Origin of the sequence: Parahoeflea alexandrii (assembly GCF_027214025.1) — a bacterium.
GTDB classification, from domain to species: domain Bacteria; phylum Pseudomonadota; class Alphaproteobacteria; order Rhizobiales; family Rhizobiaceae; genus Hoeflea; species Hoeflea alexandrii_A.
The window spans coordinates 46,178-67,077 of the sequence record NZ_JAPWHB010000004.1; the positions used below are offsets into that span (position 1 = coordinate 46,178).

The 20,900-nt window shown below is 63.5% G+C and carries 18 protein-coding genes; 8 read left to right on the forward strand and 10 right to left on the reverse strand.

What is annotated here, in order from left to right; all coding sequences use genetic code 11:
- Window positions 1-237 precede the first annotated feature (237 nt).
- From O4H62_RS13815 to O4H62_RS13830, 4 genes are all read left to right on the forward strand, one after another.
- Complete coding sequence (locus tag O4H62_RS13815) at window positions 238-429, forward strand: hypothetical protein (RefSeq protein WP_269388685.1); 192 nt, start codon at window positions 238-240, stop codon at window positions 427-429.
- A gap of 74 nt (window positions 430-503) precedes the next feature.
- On the forward strand, window positions 504-1,103 hold the full coding sequence (locus O4H62_RS13820) for an SCO family protein (RefSeq protein ID WP_269388687.1): 600 nt from the start codon (window positions 504-506) through the stop codon (window positions 1,101-1,103).
- 33 nt (window positions 1,104-1,136) lie between these two features.
- A complete protein-coding gene (locus O4H62_RS13825; RefSeq protein ID WP_269388689.1) occupies window positions 1,137-3,011 on the forward strand; it encodes a cation:proton antiporter in 1,875 nt (624 codons plus the stop codon).
- Window positions 3,008-3,895: a 50S ribosomal protein L11 methyltransferase gene (locus tag O4H62_RS13830; protein ID WP_269388692.1), complete on the forward strand. Its 888-nt coding sequence runs from the start codon at window positions 3,008-3,010 to the stop codon at window positions 3,893-3,895. The genes O4H62_RS13825 and O4H62_RS13830 overlap by 4 nt, the downstream gene beginning before the upstream one ends.
- Before the next feature lie 147 nt (window positions 3,896-4,042).
- On the opposite strand, the gene O4H62_RS13835 is transcribed toward O4H62_RS13830, so the two are convergent.
- A complete protein-coding gene (locus O4H62_RS13835) occupies window positions 4,043-4,216 on the reverse strand; it encodes a hypothetical protein (RefSeq protein WP_193217202.1) in 174 nt (57 codons plus the stop codon).
- Window positions 4,217-4,512: 296 nt separating this feature from the next.
- On the opposite strand from O4H62_RS13835, the gene O4H62_RS13840 reads away from it, so the two are divergent.
- Together O4H62_RS13840 and O4H62_RS13845 are read left to right on the forward strand one after the other, a co-directional pair.
- Entirely contained in the window at window positions 4,513-6,342 is a 1,830-nt protein-coding gene (locus O4H62_RS13840; protein ID WP_269389463.1) for an aminopeptidase P family protein, read from the forward strand.
- Between the two features lie 130 nt (window positions 6,343-6,472).
- Complete coding sequence (locus O4H62_RS13845; protein WP_269388695.1) at window positions 6,473-6,901, forward strand: hypothetical protein; 429 nt, start codon at window positions 6,473-6,475, stop codon at window positions 6,899-6,901.
- A 9-nt stretch (window positions 6,902-6,910) separates the two neighbouring features.
- Here the strand turns inward: O4H62_RS13845 and O4H62_RS13850 are convergent, their stop codons facing one another.
- The 6 genes from O4H62_RS13850 to O4H62_RS13875 all read right to left on the reverse strand — a co-directional run bounded on the left by O4H62_RS13850 (window position 6,911) and on the right by O4H62_RS13875 (window position 12,660).
- Entirely contained in the window at window positions 6,911-7,207 is a 297-nt protein-coding gene (locus O4H62_RS13850) for an AzlD family protein (RefSeq protein ID WP_269389464.1), read from the reverse strand.
- Between the two features lie 17 nt (window positions 7,208-7,224).
- A complete protein-coding gene (locus O4H62_RS13855; RefSeq protein ID WP_269388696.1) occupies window positions 7,225-7,935 on the reverse strand; it encodes an AzlC family ABC transporter permease in 711 nt (236 codons plus the stop codon).
- Window positions 7,936-8,162: 227 nt separating this feature from the next.
- On the reverse strand, window positions 8,163-10,274 hold the full coding sequence (locus tag O4H62_RS13860) for a putative bifunctional diguanylate cyclase/phosphodiesterase (protein WP_269388697.1): 2,112 nt from the start codon (window positions 10,272-10,274) through the stop codon (window positions 8,163-8,165).
- 199 nt (window positions 10,275-10,473) lie between these two features.
- Window positions 10,474-11,196 carry a spermidine synthase gene (locus O4H62_RS13865; RefSeq protein ID WP_269388698.1) on the reverse strand — a complete coding sequence of 241 codons (723 nt, stop codon included), beginning with the start codon at window positions 11,194-11,196 and terminating at the stop codon, window positions 10,474-10,476.
- 127 nt (window positions 11,197-11,323) lie between these two features.
- A complete protein-coding gene (locus tag O4H62_RS13870; RefSeq protein WP_269388700.1) occupies window positions 11,324-12,211 on the reverse strand; it encodes an NAD(P)/FAD-dependent oxidoreductase in 888 nt (295 codons plus the stop codon).
- Window positions 12,212-12,216: 5 nt separating this feature from the next.
- On the reverse strand, window positions 12,217-12,660 hold the full coding sequence (locus O4H62_RS13875) for an Rrf2 family transcriptional regulator (RefSeq protein ID WP_269388701.1): 444 nt from the start codon (window positions 12,658-12,660) through the stop codon (window positions 12,217-12,219).
- 245 nt (window positions 12,661-12,905) lie between these two features.
- Here O4H62_RS13875 and O4H62_RS13880 point away from each other — a divergent pair, with 245 nt between their 5' ends.
- Complete coding sequence (locus O4H62_RS13880; RefSeq protein WP_269388702.1) at window positions 12,906-14,402, forward strand: inorganic phosphate transporter; 1,497 nt, start codon at window positions 12,906-12,908, stop codon at window positions 14,400-14,402.
- Window positions 14,403-14,496: 94 nt separating this feature from the next.
- Here O4H62_RS13880 and O4H62_RS13885 read toward each other — a convergent pair whose 3' ends face one another.
- The 3 genes from O4H62_RS13885 to ligA all read right to left on the reverse strand — a co-directional run bounded on the left by O4H62_RS13885 (window position 14,497) and on the right by ligA (window position 20,138).
- Window positions 14,497-15,210, reverse strand: a complete 714-nt coding sequence (locus O4H62_RS13885; protein ID WP_269388703.1) for a hypothetical protein — start codon at window positions 15,208-15,210, stop codon at window positions 14,497-14,499.
- A 216-nt stretch (window positions 15,211-15,426) separates the two neighbouring features.
- The gene (locus O4H62_RS13890) at window positions 15,427-17,898 is read right to left on the reverse strand and encodes an EAL domain-containing protein (protein WP_269388705.1); all 2,472 of its coding nucleotides are present in this window, start codon (window positions 17,896-17,898) and stop codon (window positions 15,427-15,429) included.
- Between the two features lie 134 nt (window positions 17,899-18,032).
- Window positions 18,033-20,138 carry an NAD-dependent DNA ligase LigA gene (ligA, locus tag O4H62_RS13895; protein ID WP_269388707.1) on the reverse strand — a complete coding sequence of 702 codons (2,106 nt, stop codon included), beginning with the start codon at window positions 20,136-20,138 and terminating at the stop codon, window positions 18,033-18,035.
- A 157-nt stretch (window positions 20,139-20,295) separates the two neighbouring features.
- On the opposite strand from ligA, the gene O4H62_RS13900 reads away from it, so the two are divergent.
- Window positions 20,296-20,898, forward strand: coding sequence for a hypothetical protein (locus O4H62_RS13900; protein WP_269388708.1), 603 nt, complete (start codon window positions 20,296-20,298; stop codon window positions 20,896-20,898).
- The last annotated feature ends 2 nt before the right edge of the window (window positions 20,899-20,900 follow it).

Below are 20,900 nucleotides of genomic sequence, written 5' to 3' on the forward strand. Positions count from 1 at the left end.
CGGTGCGCCGAGGATGAAACTCACGGGATGGATATGGGCTCTGGCTGCGTAAAATGAAAGGTGCCACGGCTGGACAAGTCGCATCATCGGACCCGGAGATCGCAAATCGCACCGGCCCGGCGCCGGCCGCGCGGCAGCCGCCCTGCCCCGCTCCCTGGCGCATTTGCACGGGCCAAAGGCGAACTCCGGCGGATCAAACCACTTCCATTTGTGCGGGAACGGCTTTAGATAAGGCCCATGACCAGTGCACCCGCGCCAGAACGCCAGACCGGCCTGCATCAGCCAAGTTCGTTTCGGGGATTCCTTCCCCGCGCGCTCGGCCTGATTGCTGCTGCAATCCTGACCGGGCTTGCCTTTGCCGCCTGGCAGGCAAACGGACCGGCCCTCATGAACGCGCTGTCGGCCAGCGGTCTTGCCTGGTGCCTCTGAACAGATAACGCCGATCCGCCCCGGTCGTCCCTGACACCGGCAGAGATCAAGCGGCAGCCTCACTGGAGATTTCGATGAAAGCCATACGCCTTGTCCTCTGGATCCTTGTCGCCGCCATGGCGCTTGCGCTCGGCTGGCTCACCTATGAATGGCAGCGGACCGAAAACGAGATCGCAGCCAAGCCCTACGGCGTGCCGTTCGAGCTTGTCGACCAGACAGGCAAGCCGATCACCGAGGCCGCCTTTCGCGGCCGGCCGACAGCGCTGTTCTTCGGCTTCACCCATTGCCCGGAGGTCTGTCCGACCACGCTTTTTGAACTCGACGGCTGGCTGAAACAGGCCGATCCCGAGGGCGGCCGGATCGGCGCCTATTTCATCTCCGTCGATCCCGAGCGCGACACACCGGAACTGATGGCTTCCTATGTCTCGGGCGTCAGCGACCGGATCATCGGCATTTCGGGCGCGCCCGACAAGGTGGAGAAAGTGGTCAAGGGCTTCAACATCTACGCCAAGAAGGTGCCCATCGACAGCTCCAATTCCGAAGGCGACTACACCATGGACCACACGGCGTCGGTGTTCCTGCTCGACGCGGACGGACGCTTCAAGGGTACCATCGCCTGGGGCGAAAACCCGGATATCGCCGTAACCAAGCTCGAGAATCTGCTCAAGCCGTAAGACCGGCCCGGGGCGGCGCGACAGGGGACCATCATGGACGACATCGTTCTCAAACTTGCCGTGGTCGGTGTCGCCGGCATCGCCGCGCAGTGGTTCGCATGGCGGCTGCATCTGCCGGCCATCGTGCTGCTGCTCGTGGCGGGTTTTGTCGCGGGTCCGGCGACGGGTTTTCTCAATCCCGCGGAGGATTTCGGCTCGATCTACCGGCCGATGGTGTCAATCGCCGTGGCGATCATCCTGTTCGAGGGCGGATTGACGCTGAATATGAAGGAAATCAGCGAAACATCGACGGCCGTCCGCCGCATCATCATGTATGCCGGACCTCTGACCTGGGGCATGGCCGCATACGCTGCCCACCATATCGGTGGCCTGAGCTGGCCCACCGCGATCGTGCTCGGCGCAATCCTCGTCGTCACCGGACCGACGGTCATCATGCCGCTCTTGCGGCAAGCCCAGCTCGATGCCCGTCCCGCCTCGCTCTTGCGCTGGGAAGCCATCGTCAACGACCCGATCGGCGCCCTGTTCGCCGTCGTCGCCTTCGAAATCATCTTGGTCTACATCGGGCTGCACCAGGTGGACAATCTGGTCCTGCTGATCGTGATCGGGTTTGGCCTTGCCATCGGCGGCGGCTGGGCGGCCGCGAAGCTGATCGTCTGGTCCTTCGTGCGCGGTCATGTGCCGGAATATCTCAAGGCGCCGGTGCTGCTGGCGTCGGTTGTGGCGGTCTATGCCGCAACCAACATGGTGCTCGAGGAGGCAGGCCTGCTGACGGTCACGGTGATGGGGATGGTGCTGGCCAACAGCCGCATCGCCTCGCTCACCGACATGCGCCGCTTCAAGGAAACCATCACCACGCTGCTGGTTTCGGGTGTCTTCATCATCCTCACCGCCTCGCTAAGCCTCGACGACATCCGCTCGCTCGACTGGCGCGCGGCCCTGTTTGTCGCGGCGCTTCTGTTCGTCATCCGCCCGGTGGCGATCCTGCTCGCCACCATCCGTTCCGGCGCCACCATCCAGGAACGCCTGCTCAGCGCCTGGATCGCCCCGCGCGGCGTGGTCGCGGTCGCCGTCTCCGGCCTGTTCGGGACCCTGCTCGCCGATGTCGGCGTAGAGGATGCCGGCCGCATGGTGGCCTTCACCTTTGCCGTCGTGGTCACCACCATCGTGCTGCACGGCTTCACGCTGGCGCCGCTCGCGAGTTTCCTCAAGCTCAAGAAGGCCTCCAGGCCCGGCATTCTCATCGTTGGCGGCTCGCGCTGGTCCACCGCACTTGCCAGCAAGCTCAAGGAAGCCGAGGTTCCGGTGATGCTGGCAGACCAGAACTGGAACCATCTGGCCGAGGCCAGGCTTGCCAACATTCCGGTCTATTTCGGCGAGGTGCTGTCCGAATCCGCCCACCACAGCATCGATCCGAAGCGCTTTTCCAACCTGATCGCCACCGGTGACAATGACGCCTACAACGCATTGGTCTGCACCGATTTCGGGCCGGAACTCGGCCGCAGCCACGTCTACCAGATCGGCCGTATCGACGAGAAGGCACGACAGGCGCTGAGCTTCACGCTGGGCGGACGGTCGCTCACCAAAACGCCGGTGAGTTTTCTCGATCTGCGTGAAAAGCTGCTTCAGGGCTGGACTTTCCAGCTCACCCGCCTGACCGATGAATTCAACTGGGAGGCCTACGAGGCTTCCCGCCCCGAAGGCGCGCTGATCCTGCTGTGGATCAAGCCGTCCGGAACGATCGTGTTTGCTTCCACCTCGGCGACCTCGCCGGGCCAGAACGACCGCATCCTGAGCTTCGCCCTGCCCAAGACCGACGCACGCGCCGAGGCCGCCAGCAAGACCGCCCGCAAGGCGGAAGAGACCGCAGCGACCCAGGCGGCCACCGATGAAGGAAAGAACCTGCCGTGAGCGACCACCGATACTATTTCCGCACCGATGAAGCCGGGGCAAAGCGCGGACTGGATCTGCTCGACAGCTTCTTCGAGGACGAGGGCCTGCCCGTCGCCACCATGGAAATCGACGAGGAAAAAGGCCTCTGGGAAGTCTCGATCTATGTCCCCGGTGACCCCGACGACGCGCTCAAGACCCGCATTGCGGACTGCCTATCGGGCGACTTCCCAAAGGCGGAGATCGAGCTGGAGGTGTTTGGCGACACCGACTGGATCGCAAAGTCGCTCGAGGGCCTGACGCCGGTGCGTGCCGGGCGGTTCCTGGTGCACGGCGCCCATGACCGCGACGCGGTGCGCACCCATGATCTGGCCATCGAACTGGAAGCCGGCCAGGCCTTCGGCACCGGCCATCACGGCACCACGGCCGGCTGCCTCGAGATGATTGAGATGGTGATGCGCGCAAGCACGGGCGGTCCGGCCGGTGCCGGTCCGGTGCTTGACCTGGGCACCGGCTCCGGCGTTCTCGCCATTGCCGCGGCCCGGCTCGGGCCGGTCCGGGTCCTGGCCACCGACATCGACCCGGTCGCCACCCGTGTCGCCCGCGAAAATGTCCGCCACAATCACGTCGCCGAACAGATCCGCTGCGTCACCGCGACCGGATTTCATTCCACCGCCTTTGGCCAGGCCGGTCCCTTCGGGCTGATCATCGCCAATATTCTCGCCCGGCCGCTGATGCGGATGGCGCCCGATATCAGGCGTCATCTCGCCCCCGGCGGCTCGGTGATCCTGTCGGGCATCCTGGCAAGCCAGCGCTGGCAGGTGCTCGCCGCCTACAACACCCAGGGCATGCGTCACGTCAAAACCCTGTGGCGCAATGGCTGGGTGACGATCCATCTCAAGTGAATGCGGGGTTAGCGTGACGATCGGGCTGCGAACGGCCGTCAGAGCGGAACGGCCCAAACAAAAACGGCTCCCTGAGGAGCCGTTCGCATTCGGTGTCGATCAAGGCGCCGTCATGGCGCGCCCCCGTATCGCCGGGGACCGGATCGCTTAGAAGAAGTAGGCCTGCGCGCCTTCGCGCTGGAGTTCCTCGCGGGTGCGGCCGATCGACTTGAGCTGTGCGTCGTCCATTGCGAGAAGCGCACCGTTGACATAACGGCGAACCTGACGTTCGCGGGCGCTGACGAGACGGTCGAAGGCGTTCTGGAAGATGTTCACGGACATTTGGTAATCCCCTTTGGATAAGTGATTGTTCTGTCCTCCTGCAAACCCAAGATAGTCACTTCCGCAGGAATGTGCAGAGCTTATGTTGCAGTGCAGCTATGAATCAGGTGCATGCCTTATCGCGGACCAATGCGCAATGCTGCTTATTTAAGCGGCAACCTGCATCGCACAGAGATTGTGCGATTGCCAAACGGGCGTCCGGTCGCATCATCCCGGATCAATTCGCCCTGACAGCCTGCCAAATGCGGACTGGATTGCTATAAGGGGAACTCGGTTTGGCTCGCAGGATTCCCATGATGTTTCAGAATTTCGAAGTGCTCTCCTCCCCCGACCAGGCGGCCGGCCGCGTTGCGCAGCTGCGCGACGGCTTTGCCGCATCGGCGGTCAATGCGATAGCCGTGCCGCGCTCGGACGAGTATCTCGGCGAGTATGTGCCCGCATGCGCCGAACGGCTGGCCTGGCTGACCGGCTACACCGGCTCGGCGGGATCAGTTCTGGTGCTGGAAGACAAGGCCCACATCTTCGTCGACGGGCGCTACACCAACCAGGTCCGGGCACAGACCGATCCGGAGGTCTTTGACTACCAGGACAGCGTCGCCACGCCGCTCCCGGCCTTCCTTGAAGCCTCCGGTCTCGCCGGCCTGCGGCTGGGCATCGACCCGTGGACATGGCCCTCGAGCGAGGTGGCGCGCCTCGAAACCGCGCTGAAGGCGATCGACGGACAACTGGTGTTCCTGCCGCGCAATCCGGTCGACGCGATCTGGGATACCCGGCCACAGCCACCGCTCGGCGCCGTGACCATCCAGCCGCTGGACCTGGCAGGCGAGCTTGCGCGCGACAAGCTGGCGATGATTGCCGAAACCACCGCCAAGGCCGGTGCCGGCGCGATGGTGCTCGCCGACCCATCCTCGGTGGCCTGGAGCTTCAACATCCGCGGCGAGGACCTGCCGTCGACGCCGCACCCGCTGTCGCGCGCCATCATCCCCGCCTCGGGCCGCCCGATGCTGTTCATCGACAAGCGCAAGACCGGCATCGAGGCGGAAGCCTACCTGACCCAGCTCGCCGATCTCGAACCGCCATCGGGTTTTGACGATGCGCTGCTGGCGCTGGGTAAATCCGGCGCCAGCATCATGGTCGACCCCGCGGTGGCGCCGCACGCCGTCTCCATGCTGATCGAGAAATCGGGAGGATCGGTGCGCACCGCACCAGATCCCGCCCGCCTGCCCCGCGCCTGCAAGAACGCCGCAGAGATTGCCGGCAGCGCCAGCGTGCACCGGCAGGATGGCGCCGCGATGGTGCGGTTCATGGCCTGGCTCGACGACCAGGAGCCCGGTTCGGTCGATGAAATCACCGCTGCAACCCGGCTCGAAGAGGTACGCCGCACGACCGGCCAGTCCATGCAGATGCCGCTCAAGGCGCTGTCTTTCGACACCATCTCCGGCGCCGGCCCCAACGCCGCCATCATCCACTACCGCGTCAACACCAGGACCAACCGCCGGATCGAACCCGGCGAGATGCTGCTGATTGATTCCGGCGGGCAATATGTTGCCGGCACCACCGATATCACCCGCACCATCGCCGTGGGTGATGTTCCGCATGAACAGAAGCGGTTCTTCACGCTGGTGCTCAAGGGCATGATCGCGATCAGCCTGCTGCGGTTCCCCGAAGGCACCAGAGGCCTCGACATCGATCCCTTCGCCCGCATCGCATTGTGGAAAGCCGGCGCCGATTTCGCCCACGGCACCGGCCACGGCGTCGGCAGCTATCTCTCCGTGCACGAAGGCCCGCAATCGATCTCGCGGCGCGGCACGCAGGAACTGCTGCCCGGCATGATCCTGTCCAACGAGCCCGGCTACTACCGCGACGGCGCCTTCGGCATCCGCATCGAGAACCTGGTGGTCGTGCAGGAGCCGCAGGCCATTGAGGGCGGTGACAGGCGGATGCTCGGCTTTGACACGCTGACGCTGTGCCCGATCGACAAGCGGCTGATCCTCAAGGATCTGCTCGATCCGGCGGAACTCGAGTGGCTCGATGCCTACCACTCCCGGGTGCGGGAAGAACTCTCGCCCTTGCTGGCAGACGATCCGGCGCTCGGCTGGCTGGCGGCAGCGACGTCGCCGCTATGATCCTGACCTGACAGGTTTTTCCGTCTCGGGGCTTTTCATACGATGGATCCCGGCTTAACGTCGGCGTTGCATTACTGACATCGTATCCCGTTTTCAGTTCAATCCGGAATTACAATCAGAAGGTGACTGTATGAAACCGTTTCGCCAACTCTCCCTTTCGCTGCTTGCACTTACCCTGGGCATGGCTCCCGCCCTCGCGGTCGAGATCAAGTCGGCCTCTGTCGGCGCGCCGAGCAAGGCCCATCTCTGCATCAAGCTGGGCGGCAAGGGTCAGGACCCGACCATCACGATCAAGCACGCTGCCAAGGCGGGCGACACGATCCGGGTGAAGATGTACGACGTGCTGTCCAATGGACGGACCTTCCAGCACAAGACAAAGACCATAAAATCGGATGCCAGTGGCACCACCGTGATGACCGCCAATTTCCTGCCTCCGTGCAATACCACGGGTGGCAAGGCCAATTCGTCCTACCGGTTCGATGTGATGTCGAGCGGGTCCAAGACCAAGACTGTCCGCTGGTTCAACTTCAACAGCAAGACGAGGACCATCAGCCGCTGATCCGGCCGCTCAGAGCCCCGCGCCTCTGAGCGCCACGATCAACGCCCAGCCGATGGCGAACATGCCCATCATCGGCAGCCTGAAGCCGATCACCAGGCAGACGGCAAGAGTTATTGCTTCGGCCGGTCCGCTGTTGACGGCGGCCGGAGCGACAAGCGTCGCCAGCACCGCGGCCGGCACGGCATTCAGCGCCGCGTCGACGCGCGGCGGGATCCGCTTGAAGCGCGACAGCACCAGGTGCCCGCCAAACCGCGCCGCATAGGTGACGATGGCGGCCCCGACGATGGTCCAGACATTGACCGGCAGCCCGAGAAACAGCTCGTTCATGGCATACGTCCTTTGGCGTCCGGGCCGGGGAGCGGCAGCAGCATCGCCGCAACCACGCCAGCCAGCGCGCCCAGGCTGACATGCCAGGGCGATCCCACGGTGTAAAATCCCAGGATCGATCCGAGCCCGGAAACAATCACCACCGGCAGCCAGTTGGGCCGGGCCCTGAACCCCATGACCAGCCCGAGAAAATAGATCGGCAGCAGGAAATCGATCCCCAGCGCCGCCGGATCGGTAATCAGACTACCGAACAGGGCCCCGACCCAGGCTTCCGCCACCCAGAAGACATAGACCGGCAGCGCCATGCCCATGTACCAGGTCAGCGTCACCGGCATCTTCCGGTCCGCGCGCGCTTCGGACGCTGCGTATTGCGGGTCGGTCAAGAAGAAGAATGCCAGCGCCTTCTTCCATCCAGGCATCAAGCCCATCCGGCGGCCCAGAGCCGCCGAGTAGAGCACGTGGCGGAAATTGACGGCGAACACCGACAGGATGATGATCCAGGGCGCGATCTCCGCGCCGAACATCTCGAGCCCGACCATCTGGCTGGCGCCGGCAAATACCGTCGCACTCATCAGCACTGCCTCGCCCACCGTCAGCCCATTGTCGACGGCGAGCGCGCCAAACAGCATGCCGAAGGGCGCTGCGGCAGCAACGATCGGCAGGCAGTCGCGAACGCCCTGGAAAAAGTCCGTCCGGGTTGGGGACATGGGAAGGTTCTCCTGTGCCCCGGATAGATAGGTCAGCATTGCTGACCAGTCAATTGAATAGGATTGATGGTAGAGCGAGGTCCGCTGATGCGAGAGTGGTCGCGGGTCTGCGACTGCCTTCTGGAGCATTTCCGGTGAAAACGGAGCCACCGGAAATGCTCTATCTTGTTGTTTTCACGCAATTCCGGACGCGAAACCGGTTCCCATTTTCGCTGGAATTAATCTGGTCAAGCGATCCGGGATTTGGGCGCGATGTCTGTCTTGGCTTGCGGTGATGGCTTGCGCTCCGTGCCGGAGGTGCTCTCGGTGGGCGCATTCAGGCTGATCCGGCCGCTTTCAACAAGCTGACCTATCGGAATCGGCCGCCCGAGCAGAAAGCCCTGCGCTTCGTCGCACCCCTCGTCGCCCAGAAGTTCAAGTTGCCCTTCGGTCTCGATGCCTTCGGCAAGCACCGGTATTTCCAGGCTCTTTCCAAGCGCCAACACCGCCCGGATGATGGATTTCGCCTGCAGGTTGCCCTCGGCTTCATGGATGAAGGAGCGGTCGAGCTTGATCTTGTCGAAAGGAAAATACCGCAGCATATCGAGCGACGAGTATCCGGTGCCGAAATCGTCAAGCGCAATGTTGACGCCCAGCGCCTTGATCTGCCGCAACACACTGAAAGAGCGTTCCTTGTCCTGGAAGATGGTGGATTCGGTCAGTTCAAGCTCGAGACGGTTTGCCGGCAGGCCACTCGACATCAGCACTTCGATGATCAGGCTATGAAGATCGGCATGGGCGAACTGGGCGGGCGAGAGATTAACGGCCACCTTGTAGGGCGGCGACCACGAAGCGGCATCGGCGCAGGCCTGCCTGAGAACCCATTCCCCGAGTTGTAGAATCAGCCCGCTTTCCTCAGCCAGCGGAATGAACTCCACAGGCGGAATGTAGCCGCGCTCAGGATGGTTCCAGCGCAGCAAGGCCTCGAAGCCGCGGATCTGGTTCGTCGAAACCGATGTTTGCACCTGGTAGTGAACTTCAAGCTCATTCTTGTCGATTGCCACCCGCAGGTCATTTGCCAGGCTCCTGCGGGCCCGGACGATGTCATCCATCGACTGGTCATAATAACAAACATGGTGGGTGGAGTCCGCCTTGGCCCGGTACATGGCAAGATCGGCATTGTTGATCAAGACTTCCAACGTCGAAGCATTGTCCGGATAGATCGCAACCCCGAGACTCGCGCCCGGTGCGATGTCGAAATCGGGTTCCCGCACCGGCTCGAACAGGACGTTCTCAAGCCGCACCAGGAAATCCTCAAGCTGGGCATGGTCGGCATACCGCTTGATGGCAGCAAATTCATCGCCCCCGGTCCGCGCAACGAACTCGCCGTCCTGGACCACCGCCGCCAGACGTGCGCCAAGTTTCCCCAGCAGCAGGTCCCCGACGGCATGCCCCCGCAAGTCATTGACTTCCTTGAAGCGGTCCAGATCTATGCCGATCAGCGCCACCTTGCCACCGGTCTCGTTGGCGATATCGATCTCGTGATCGAGACGGTCGGCAAAGCTTGTCCGATTGGGCAGTCCGGTGAGACTGTCGTTGAGTGCCATGTGGCGCAACCGGTCGAGCGACTCGGTCCGGACGCTGTCATCAATGATGTAGCTTGCCAAGCCCGCCCCGACGATAACCAGGGCAACCGTCGCCACTGCCAGAGCAAGAGCCTGCATTGCCGCCGGGTTCGAAAACGAATTGTCGACAAGCAGCGGCGTCACCTGGAATGCCGTCATGCCGGTGAAATGCAAGCTGATGATTGCCAGGAAGAAGACCCCGGCGGACAAAGGCTTGTAGGAGCGGACTGGCTTCTGCGCGACCAGGTGAATTGCCAGAGCCGACAGGACAACCGAAAGCACGACCGATGCAAACAGGTATCCCGTGTCCCAACTGATGATGCCCCGCACCCGGTAAGCCATCATCCCTGTGTAATGCATCACTGCGATCGCAATTCCGACCGTGGCGCCGCCGATCGCCGGCGCAAATCGGGTCGCACTGCTGGCCGCGACAAGGAAACCCGCGCCTGCACCGACAATGGCAGTGAGCAGCGAGACGATTGTCATCAGCGGATCGAACGACACCGGCGCCCCGGGCTGATAGGCCAGCATGGCGATGAAATGGGTGCACCAGATCGCCGCACCGGCTGCCACGGCGCTCAGAAAATGCCATCCCGCCCGTTGCAGGCCCGTCGTGCGCGATGCCCGCTCGAACAGGCAAATGATCGCCCATGAACCGGATGCACACACGGTGGCGGCAACTGCCAGCAGCCAGATGTTGTGTTTGTCGACCACACAGTCGAGGATTGTCATCATGGGATTTGTCTTCGTTACCTGTATGGCTCGCAGCCGGTATGATTCAGCCGGCGATATCAGCACGGCGCGGCTCAAGACACATTTAAGCGGAGACCAAAACAGTTTGCAGTCAGATGTTAACCTTTGCCGCGCCAAGCTGTCGGAGAACCAGTGATCGGCGAGGCAGGACCCGGCAAGCACCTGAAGGAGCACAAGGCCCTCAAACCCGGGCTTTGCGTGCCAGATACACCGTCTGGGTGAACGGCTTGTCCTGCAGCGGGTTGTGAAACGTCACCGGCTCAGCCCAGGCTTCGCTGAACACGCCTGAGAGCCTTTCGGTGAAGGTGTCATCCGTCTTCTCATCCGACCACAGGGCAAAGATTCCGCCGGGCTTGAGATGGGCGGCGAGCCTGGTCAGACCCTCGGGCTGGTAGAAACTCTCGCTGCGCTGATCGAGCAGCGCATCGGGCGAATGGTCGATATCGAGCAGGATCGCGTCGAACAGGCGGGCGGGCGCCTCGGGATCGAACCCGTCGCGCCCGCGGGCCATTGCAAAGAAATCGCCCTCCACCAGCCGGCAGCGCGGATCGGCGACGAGCTCGGGTCCGAGCGGCAGCAGGCCGGTCCGGTGCCAGTCGATCACGGCTTCCAGATATTCGACGACGACCAGCGAGCCGGTGCGCGGCTCGTCGAGAGCCGCCCTTGCGGTGTAGCCAAGGCCGAGACCGCCGACCACCACATCCAGCCCCTCGCCTTCACACGCAGCCAGGCCGAGTTCGGCAAGCGCGATCTCCGAGGCCGTGAACAGGTCCGACATCAGGTGCTCTTCGCCGAGCTTGATTTCGAGAACATCGACCCCGAGCCGCACCTCGCGCCGCCGCCTGAGCACCAGCGCCCCGATCGGCGTCGGGCGGTAGTCGAGTTCTTCGAACAGTCTGCTCATCGGCTCACAACTCCGTTCCGGCGGGCGGTCTCCGCGGGCACTGCGGGGGCATTTGCAGTGGGCTTATCGGCGCTTTGACCGGGCATGGCAAGCCACCGGCCCGCCGCTCCCGTCCCGCAGGCGATGCTTACGCATCCGGCCAGAGCAGCGACCGGTGGATCTGCGCGCCGGCCCACGCCCCGTCCGCCACCGCCAGCGTTACCGAATGCGGGACCCGGGCGACGTCGCCGCAGGCCGAAATCCCGGCAATAGAGGTCTGCTTCGCCGCATCGGTGCGGATCTGGATGCCCATCATGGTTTCTTCCATGGCGCAGCCGGTCTCCTCCGCAAGATTGCTCGAAGGAACGCAAAAGGGCGCCGTGAACAGGCCGGCAAAACCGAGTTTCCTGCCATCTTTCAGCACGACATCCGCCACACCGTCGATACGGTCGATCGGTGTGGATTCGACGCTGATGTTGCGGTTCTCCAGCGCCTGCCGCGTAGGGGCATCGAGGTCCACCGCGCCATTGGTCAGGAACGTCACCGGCCCCCAGTCCGAGACGATCTCCGCCTGGTGGGAGGACATCGGACCCGCAGCGATCACGCCGATCTTGCCCTGGTCAAGCTCGTAGCCGTGGCAGTAGGGGCAGTGAAACACCGCCCTGCCCCAGCGCTCGGCAAGTCCCGCGACCGGCGGCAACTGGTCCTCGAGCCCGGTTGCAAACAGCAGGCGGCGGCCGTGATGAACCCGTCCGTCTGCCGTGGCGACGGTGAAACCATCCTTCTTGCCGCTCACTGTGACCGCCCGGCCGTCGACCCAGGAGAGGGTCGGATAGGCCTCGAGCTGCCGCTTCGCGTTTGCGGCTATTTCTGCGGCGGCAACGCCGTCCTGGCCGAGAAAGCCATGCGAGAAGTCCGCAAAGCGGTTGCGCCGCTCGCCGGCGTCGATCACCTTAACATCCCTGCGGGCACGCAGGAGTTGAAGGGCTGCGGCCATTCCGGCGTAGCTGCCCCCGACAATAATCACATCATGCATGGTACCTATCCTTTTTGGGCCCGCCATTCCCTGTGCCGCCGCGCAAAATCGTCGGCCAGGGTGGCAAGCGTTATCTCCGAGAACCGTTCAAGCAGCAGTGCTTCGGCTTCGGCAAACGCCCCGTCGAGCGCGGCGTTCACCGATTGCTCGACCAGGCATTGAGGTCTTTCATTGCGATTGCCGAGCGCGAAGACCGCCGGCTCGCCAAGCGCTTCATGCAGCTGCCGCAAGGTCACGGTCGAAAGATCGGCGGAAATCCGCCAGCCGCCGGCATGGCCGCGATCGGACGTCACCAGCCCGGCCTCGCGCAGCAGCCCCATGGTGCGGCGAACCACCACCGGATTGGTGCCCAGGCACTGGCCCAGAACCTCGGACGTCATCGGCCCGTCGTGCTCGGCCATGTGCAAAAGCGCATGCAGGACGGAGGAAAGGCGGCTGTCGTGTTTCATGTAACTTCATATGTTACGATTCGAGTTCGCCGTCAAGAGGCACGGCGCATGCAGCCACAAATCGGCCCCACAAGGCTGAAACAGTACCCTCGCGGCGCATAAAGCCGCAAAATGCACGAAAACCCGTTGAAACGACCGGGCCTCGGCTTGACGTTGCCGGCCCGGACCTTCATCGACTGCAGTCACAAAACTGTCACAGTCGGCTGCCGCCGGACCGGACCGGAACACGGGAAGCATCACCTCACATGGCTGAAACCTACCGCAAGCCCACACTCGACAAGGATCTCGACAAGCTGGCGACGATGGAGGAGGCAACCGGCCTCATCAATCGCGGCTTTGTCACGCCGGGTCTGGCGATCATCTTCATCTTTCTCTGCGCCATCATCGCCGCCGTCTTCGTCACCGGACAGCCCGGCGCGGTGGTGATCATCGCCGCCGCCATGATCGGCGCCTATATGGCGCTCAACATCGGCGCCAATGACGTGGCCAACAATGTCGGCCCGGCCGTCGGCTCCCAGGCGATGACCATGGGCGTGGCGCTGGCCATTGCGGCGATCTTCGAAAGCGCAGGCGCGCTGATTGCCGGCGGCGACGTGGTCGCGACCATTTCCAAGGGCATCATCGACCCGGTCGCGGTTTCCGACCCGAACATCTTCATCTCGGCAATGATGGCGGCCCTGGTCTCGGCGGCGATGTGGATCCATCTCGCCACATGGCTCGGAGCACCCGTCTCCACCACCCACTCGATTGTCGGCGGCGTCATGGGCGCGGGCATTGCAGCCGCAGGCGTCGACGCCGTCAACTGGCCGACCATGGGCGGAATTGCCGCCAGCTGGGTGATCTCGCCGTTCCTGGGCGGACTGATCGCCGCCGCCTTCCTCGCCTTCATCAAAACCTTCATCATCTACCAGGAAGACAAGATTGCCGCGGCGCGGCGCTGGGTGCCGGTGCTGATCGCCATCATGATCGGTGCTTTCGCCACCTATCTGTCGCTCAAGGGCGTCAAGGCGCTGATCAAGATCCCGATGAGCACCGCCCTACTGATCGGGCTGGGCGCCGCGATCGTCGGCTGGGTCATCGCCAGGCCGGTCATCGCCCGCCAGGCCCGCGGGCTTGAAAACCGCAACCAGTCACTGAGAAAACTCTTCGGCCTGCCGCTGATCTTCTCCGCGGCCCTTCTGTCGTTTGCCCACGGCGCCAATGACGTGGCCAACGCGGTCGGCCCGCTGGCGGCGATCGTCCACACCGCCGAACTCGGCGAGGTCGCGCCCAAGGTGGTCATCCCGCTCTGGGTGATGGCGGTCGGCGCCGTCGGCATCTCGCTCGGACTGTTGCTGTTCGGGCCGAAGCTGATCCGCATGGTCGGCAACCAGATCACCAAGCTCAACCCGATGCGCGCCTATTGCGTGGCGCTGTCGGCGGCGATCACGGTGATCGTCGCCTCCTGGCTCGGCCTGCCGGTCAGCTCCACCCACATCGCCGTGGGCGCTGTCTTCGGCGTCGGCTTTTTCCGCGAATGGTACACCGAGAAATCGAGCCGCCGCGCGGACTACGTCGCCCGCCACAAGATCAACACGGACGGCGACGAAGCCAACAATGGCCGCCTTGCAGAGCAGCGCCGCCGCAAGCTGGTCCGCCGCTCCCACTTCCTGCAGATCATCGCCGCCTGGGTCATCACCGTGCCGGCGGCGGCCGTGCTGTCGGGCGTGCTGTTCGTTGTGTTGAGGGCGGCGCTGGCATAAAATACCGCCGGCGGCACCTGATCCGTCAGGCCCCGGTTTTGAGTTCTCCCGACACGACCATCCATCGCGCCGGGAGATGCACGTCCGGTTCGTACTAGCCGCCGCGCCGCCACATGACGACCGGCGTTCCGTCGGCCAGGCGGCCGGAGAAGTAGTTGATGCCGTCGCGCTTCATTTCCGCCACTGGCCGCCCGTCCGGGCTCTCGATAGCCAGGGTGGCGTCATATCCGGTGAAGCTGTATCCGAGCGCGAACCGGCCGACATTTGCCAGATACGGGTTGGAGCAGGAAAGGTTCTTCATGTTGCCGCCCTTGGCGTCCTTGAGCTTGTAGCCGCTGGTCCGGCCGAAGCCCTGGGCGATGACGCCCGCCCCGGTGCGGACCTGAACCTCGCAACCGCAATTGGACGTCCCGTCCGTCACCATCCACTTGCCGCCAAGATCCTGCTCGGTGCGGACCACCTGGCTTGCAACCGTCGCCCCGATCATGCCTCCGCCGATCATGTTGCCCAGAACATTGCGCCCGACATTGCGGGCGAGGTTCTTGCCGACCGCGTTCTTCATGAAGTCGGCACCCTTTTCCGGCTTCGGCGGCGGGCCGCCCGCGAGCACGGTCGAACACACTGCCGGACTGGCGGGCGTGGCTGCAAAGGCGGTCGCGGTCGACGCCGCCGATCCGCTCACAGCCGCAGTTGCACTGGCGGAACTGCTGGCAGCACCTCCGGCCTGTGCTGCCGGTGGCGGCGTCTGGCAGGCAGAAACAAGCACGAGAAGACTTACCAGGCTCACGGTTTTCAGTTTCGGTTTCATGTCCATCCCCATGGTCTGTTCCGGCCATCGGCATGCACGGCTCCGCCCGGCGTTTTCCGGGTGGAAACGCCCTCGCCAGCCCCGTATGTCTGCCGGTGTTTGCTATTGGTCCCTGGATGACTAAGCAGGCGGAAAGCGCCAATGGCAATCACCCGAAAGGGTGATTGGGCAACGCAATCCTGACGCAGCGCGACGCCTCGTACCGCGACCGCGCCTTCAGGCGATCCGGGAACGCGGCTCCCGCCGCTCCGACCACGAAAGCCGTCGCGCGATCAGAGCATCCAGCGGTTCGGGGCGATGCAGATGGTATCCCTGGCCATGCGTCACACCCAGTTCGCGCAACTGCTCAAGGATTTCCGCGTTCTCGATCTTCTCCGCGACCACATCGAAGCCGAGATTCCCCGCCAGCGCAACGACGGCTGCGACGATGGCCCTGTCGATCTCGCTTTCGACGATCCTCTCGACGAATGCGCCATCGATCTTGATGCAGTTGATCGGGAACCGTTTCAGGTAGCCAAACGAACTCAGGCCCGAGCCGAAATCGTCCAACGACACCGTGCAGCCATGCTTGCGCGCGCGGCGGACAAACCCGTTTGCGGTATCAAAACAGGTTACTGCGGCGGTCTCGGTGATCTCGAATGCGATGTGCGACAGCGGCGTCCCGTTGTCCTTCGCGACGCCATGAACGAACGACCACAGACTGGGGTCGCACAGGGTCTGTGCCGACAGATTGAACCCGAGTTTCAGGTCCATCGCCTTGAGCAGATGGCCATGCTCGACAATCGCCTTGCGTATGATCCAGCGGTCAAGCACCGTGGCCATTCCGAAACGTTCGGCAGCGGGAATGAAGGTGTGCGGACCCAGTATCCGGCCGTCGCGCGTCCTCAGCCTGGCCAGTATCTCCAACCGTGAGCATTGCTGCTCGGCAGGATTGATCGATCGGATCTCCTGGCCGTACAGGATCACCCTGCTCTCCTCAAGCGCCTCGGTCAGCTCCGCGACCTCCCTCGCGGCAGAAAGCCCCGTAGTCATTGCGGACTCATGCTTGGTGAAGAACGAGAACCGGTTTCGCCCCGACGACTTTGCCGCATAGCAGGCGTCGTCGGCCTGCGCCAGAGCATCGGATGCGCTGATCGACGGGTCATTGACGATCGCGATGCCGATGCTGCATCCGAGCCGGTGGCCACCGACGGAATGATTGAGCTCGATGGCTTGAATTGCTTCGATGCTGTCGGCGGCAATTTTCTGCACCGCATCAACGTCGGGATCCGTGATCAGGATGGCGAACTCGTCTCCGCCCAGGCGCGCGAAAATCGCGTCCTGCGGCAGGAGCTTCGAGACATTCGACGCAATCGCCTTCAGCGCATCGTCCCCCGCGGCATGTCCGGCAAAATCATTGAGCGCCTTGAAGTGGTCGAGGTCGAGATAAAGCACTGCAAACGCAACCTCCGCCGCGGTCTTGATCGCCTTTTCGAGAGCCTCGTCGAATGCGATCCGGTTATAGAGTCCGGAGAGCGCATCATGGTGCGCCGCATAGGCCAGTTGCTGCTGCCGGCGTGTTTCCTCCGATATGTTCTGGAACGTGTACACGGTTCCCCAGCTGTCTCCCGTGGGAGACAGGATCGGGCGGCTCTTGCAGCGATACAGTTCGGAGTGGATTTCCAGCGTCGCCCCGCCTTGAAACCCATCGGAATTGTCGAGTTCGACGCTTCGGACAAATTCGTCGTTTCTGAACAGGGAGAAGATGTTGTGCCCGATCAGCTGGCCCTGCTCCAGCGACAGCATCTCGGAAGCGGACGGGTTGGCGAAATTGATCAGGCCGGCGACATCGGTGCTGATGACCGAATCGCTGATCGCGCCCAGCGTGATCTCGTAACGTTCCTTTTCGGCATGAAGAGCCCGGCCCGCCCTGATCTCGTCAGTTGCGTCCCTGATGGTTCCGACCAGGTATCCGGCCGATCCCTGGCTGCGGACGGATTTTGCCAGCGTCTCGACATGACGGACTTCTCCATCCTTCCTGATGATCCGGTAGAACAGCTTGGCCACATCATCACTCTCGATGGCCGCCAGATGCCGGCGCTCGGTTTCCAGCCGGTCGTCAGGGTGCAGGAAGCCGTGCCAGGTTTCGCTGTCGAGCTCCAGCGAACACGAAGCCAGTCCGAATATTTCGCAGGTCTTTGCATCCCAGAAGCTGAGCTTTCTCCCGACATCGAAATGCCAGATACCGGTCCCGGAGGCCGCCAGTGCGAGCTGGAATCGCTCGTTCATCAGGCTCGCGTCCCGCTCGGCCTCCTTCTGCTGGGTGATGTCGGTCTGAACGCCCATCACCCGTAAGGGAAGCCCGTTCTCATCCCGCTCGACAACAGCACCCCTGTCCAGAACCCAGACCCAGCTGCCGTCCCTGTGCTGCAGGCGCAACTCGGTTTCGATGCTGTCGCACATTCCGGCCAGGTGCCGGTCACCGCTTTCGATGGCCCGCTCACGATCATCGGGATGGACCAGCAGAAGAAAGAGATCCTCGTTCTGCGGAAGTTCGCTGCGCTGGTACCCGAGCATCCGGCACCAGGACTCGGAATAGACAGTGATCTTCGTTCTCAGATCCCAGTCCCACACACCCAGGCCAGCAACCTCGAGGGCCTGTTTCCATGTATCGGTCTCCTGGACAACCGGGTCCCTGATCAGTTTCATCGCATAACTTCCGCTTGAGGCTTTCGGGTCTGCCGTTTCTTGCACCTTGAGCACGGATAGTTAAGAAAAGACGATAAACCTCTAGGCGAATTGCTATATTAGCTGGCTGAATTGTAGCGTCAGTCTGCCGCACCCTACCCCACCAGTTCGAACCAGCCGTCCTCGTCCATGGTGCGCACGCCAAGCTCCTGCGCCTTGGCAAGCTTCGAGCCGGCGCCGGGGCCGGCAACCAGGATGTCGGTCTTTTTCGACACCGAGCCCGCCACCTTGGCGCCCAGCCGTTCGGCCATCGCCTTGGCCTCGTCGCGGGTCATCTTCTCGAGCGATCCGGTGAAGACGACGGTGAGGCCGGCCACGGGCGAATCCTGCGCCGGCTTCTCGGCCTCCAGGATGGTCAGTTGCTCCGTCAGCCTGTCGACCATCTCGATATTGTGCTTCTCGCCGAAGAACCGGCCGACGGCCTCCACCACCGCGGGCCCGATATCGTCGAGCGCGTCCATCTCGTCGATCGCCGCCTTGTCGCCCGCTGCGATCGCCAGCGCCGCCTCGTGCACGGAGGCCCAGGTGCCATAGGCGCGCGCCAGCGTCTTGGCGGTCTGCTCGCCGACATGGCGGATGCCGAGCGAGAAGATCAGCCGGTCGAGCGCCACGGTGCGCGCCGCGTCGATCGCGTCGAACAGCTTCTGCGCCGAAGTCTCGCCATAGCCTTCGCGGTTCTTCAGCCGCTGCAGCCCGTTGGCCTCGTCGCGCGCCTTCAGCGTGAAGATGTCGGCGGGCTGGCGGATCGGCAGCAGGCCGTCGTCGTAGAAGAACTCGATCTGCTTCTCGCCCAGGCCATCGATGTCGAACGCCTTGCGCGAGACGAAGTGCTTGAGATGCTCCTTGCGCTGGAACGGACAGGCGAACTCGCCCGAACAGCGGCGGATGACACCTTCGACGCCGCCCGCGGTCTCCTCGCGGATCACCGGCGTTTTCAGATCGCACGGGCAGATCTTCGGGAATTCGAATTGAACGGCGTCCTCCGGCGAGGAGATCACGCCGAGAACTTGCGGAATGACGTCGCCGGCGCGCTGGATCTGCACCATGTCGCCGATCCGCACGCCCAGCCGCTCGATCTCCTCGGCATTGTGCAGCGTCGCATTGGTCACCACCACGCCGCCCACCGTGATCGGCTCGAGCCGCGCCACGGGGGTCAGCGCCCCGGTGCGGCCGACCTGGATGTCGATTGCGGTCAGCCGGGTCGAGGCCTTCTCGGCCGGAAACTTGTGCGCAATCGCCCAGCGCGGGCTGCGCGAGCGGAACCCCAGCCGTTCCTGCAGGTCGAGCCGGTCGACCTTGTAGACGACGCCGTCGATGTCATAGGGCAGATCGGCGCGGGCGAGCCCGATCTCGTTGTAGTGGTCGATCAGCGCCTCGACGCTGCCGAACCGCCTGGTCAGCGGGTTGACCGGGAAGCCCCAGATCTTGAAAACCTCGATCATGCCGTGCTGGCTGTCGGCCGGCATCTCCGACATCTCGCCCCAGGCATAGGCGAAGAACTTGAGCTTGCGGCTGGCGGTCACCGAGGCGTCGAGCTGGCGAAGCGAGCCGGCGGCGGTGTTGCGCGGATTGACATAGGTCGGCTTTCCCTCGGCCGCCATCCGGGCGTTGAGCGCCAGGAAATCCTCTTTCGCCATGTAGACTTCGCCGCGAACCTCAACGACGGCAGGCGCGCCTTCGGGCAGCGTGTTGGGGATCTCGGAGATGGTCCTCACATTGGCGGTGACGTTTTCCCCCGTGGTGCCGTCGCCGCGGGTGGCGGCGGAAACCAGCTTGCCGTCCTCGTAGCGGATCGACATCGACAGCCCGTCGATCTTCGGCTCCGCTGTCAGCGCGATGGAATTGTCCGGCAGCTGCCCGAGAAACCGGTAGATCGAATGCACGAAATCGCGCACGTCCTCGTCGGAGAATGCATTGTCGAGCGACAGCATCGGCACCCGGTGGGTGATCTTGCCGAAGCCCTCGGCTACCGGAGCGCCGATCTTTTCGGAGGGCGATTCGGCCAGCTTGAGATGCGGAAAACGCTCCTCGATGGCAAGGTTGCGCCGCTTCAGCGCATCATAGGCGGCATCCGCGATGATCGGCGCGTCCTGGCGGTGATAGGCCTCGTCGTGGCGGGCGATCTCGGCCAGCAGCCGTTCAAGCTCGGCTTTTGCTTCTGCCTCGCTCAGCGCCTCGACGGGCTTGGTCTCGTTGATCATCTCAGCACTCCGGAATCGGGATTGTTTTAGCGCAACTGGCGCGAATGAAAAGCCGCTTGCCGCATCGCGCCTCGCAATCAATCGGTGGTTAAGGATTGCCTGCTAGGCTGCGCCGGAAAACGACCGTCTTGGAAGGGCAATCAGGAAGTACGGACGAATGATCGTCGGAGCCACCAACGCCATCACGAAAGCCCCCCTCACAGAACGCACTGCCCCTGCAAGCCACTCAACTGGCGACGCCCCGTCAGATGCACTGAGCCGGCTGGGCAATCTCACCGAATCCGCCGCCCACAGCCGCAAGGCGTTTGCGGAGGAACGGCTGAAGCAGCTGCGCGAGCAGATGAGCAAGCTGATGTTGTTCGACCTGGAACCGCGCGCGCTGGCTGGCCAGTCGGCCCAGTTCGCCAGGGAACTACGGGCGGCGGCGGAGGATTTTTCCGCGGCGTTTGAGGCCCTCGCCGGGATCAGGCAGCCCGAAACCACCGGCCTGTCGCTGGCGCAACAGGCCTATCTCGACATTGACGACGAACCGCTCACCGCCGGCCCGACCGCCAACGCGGCAGATCTCGAAACAATGGAGAGCTTCGCAAGCACCGCGCAGCAGATCGACAGCATGGCCGAAAGAGCCGGCGGAAGGCTCGACCCCAGGGACGACGCCGGGCGCAGTTTTGCTATCGATGCCCGCAAGGCCGCAGCCGGCGTCGTCAACCTGATGACCCGCATCAGCAACGCCGCCGCGCCCCGGTCGTTCTACTGGTAGAC

Bases quoted from the DNA above. Each gene is read 5' to 3' on its own strand.
- O4H62_RS13870 (WP_269388700.1), bottom strand. From the start codon at position 12,211: ATGCATGATGTGATTATTGTCGGGGGCAGCTACGCCGGAATGGCCGCA.
- O4H62_RS13855 (WP_269388696.1), bottom strand. From the start codon at position 7,935: ATGTCCCCAACCCGGACGGACTTTTTCCAGGGCGTTCGCGACTGCCTG.
- O4H62_RS13815 (WP_269388685.1), top strand. From the start codon at position 238: ATGACCAGTGCACCCGCGCCAGAACGCCAGACCGGCCTGCATCAGCCA.
- O4H62_RS13900 (WP_269388708.1), top strand. From the start codon at position 20,296: ATGATCGTCGGAGCCACCAACGCCATCACGAAAGCCCCCCTCACAGAA.
- O4H62_RS13890 (WP_269388705.1), bottom strand. From the start codon at position 17,898: ATGAAACTGATCAGGGACCCGGTTGTCCAGGAGACCGATACATGGAAA.
- O4H62_RS13880 (WP_269388702.1), top strand. From the start codon at position 12,906: ATGGCTGAAACCTACCGCAAGCCCACACTCGACAAGGATCTCGACAAG.
- O4H62_RS13885 (WP_269388703.1), bottom strand. From the start codon at position 15,210: ATGAAACCGAAACTGAAAACCGTGAGCCTGGTAAGTCTTCTCGTGCTT.
- O4H62_RS13865 (WP_269388698.1), bottom strand. From the start codon at position 11,196: ATGAGCAGACTGTTCGAAGAACTCGACTACCGCCCGACGCCGATCGGG.
- ligA (WP_269388707.1), bottom strand. From the start codon at position 20,138: ATGATCAACGAGACCAAGCCCGTCGAGGCGCTGAGCGAGGCAGAAGCA.
- O4H62_RS13820 (WP_269388687.1), top strand. From the start codon at position 504: ATGAAAGCCATACGCCTTGTCCTCTGGATCCTTGTCGCCGCCATGGCG.
- O4H62_RS13825 (WP_269388689.1), top strand. From the start codon at position 1,137: ATGGACGACATCGTTCTCAAACTTGCCGTGGTCGGTGTCGCCGGCATC.
- O4H62_RS13845 (WP_269388695.1), top strand. From the start codon at position 6,473: ATGAAACCGTTTCGCCAACTCTCCCTTTCGCTGCTTGCACTTACCCTG.
- O4H62_RS13875 (WP_269388701.1), bottom strand. From the start codon at position 12,660: ATGAAACACGACAGCCGCCTTTCCTCCGTCCTGCATGCGCTTTTGCAC.
- O4H62_RS13835 (WP_193217202.1), bottom strand. From the start codon at position 4,216: ATGTCCGTGAACATCTTCCAGAACGCCTTCGACCGTCTCGTCAGCGCC.
- O4H62_RS13860 (WP_269388697.1), bottom strand. From the start codon at position 10,274: ATGATGACAATCCTCGACTGTGTGGTCGACAAACACAACATCTGGCTG.
- O4H62_RS13840 (WP_269389463.1), top strand. From the start codon at position 4,513: ATGTTTCAGAATTTCGAAGTGCTCTCCTCCCCCGACCAGGCGGCCGGC.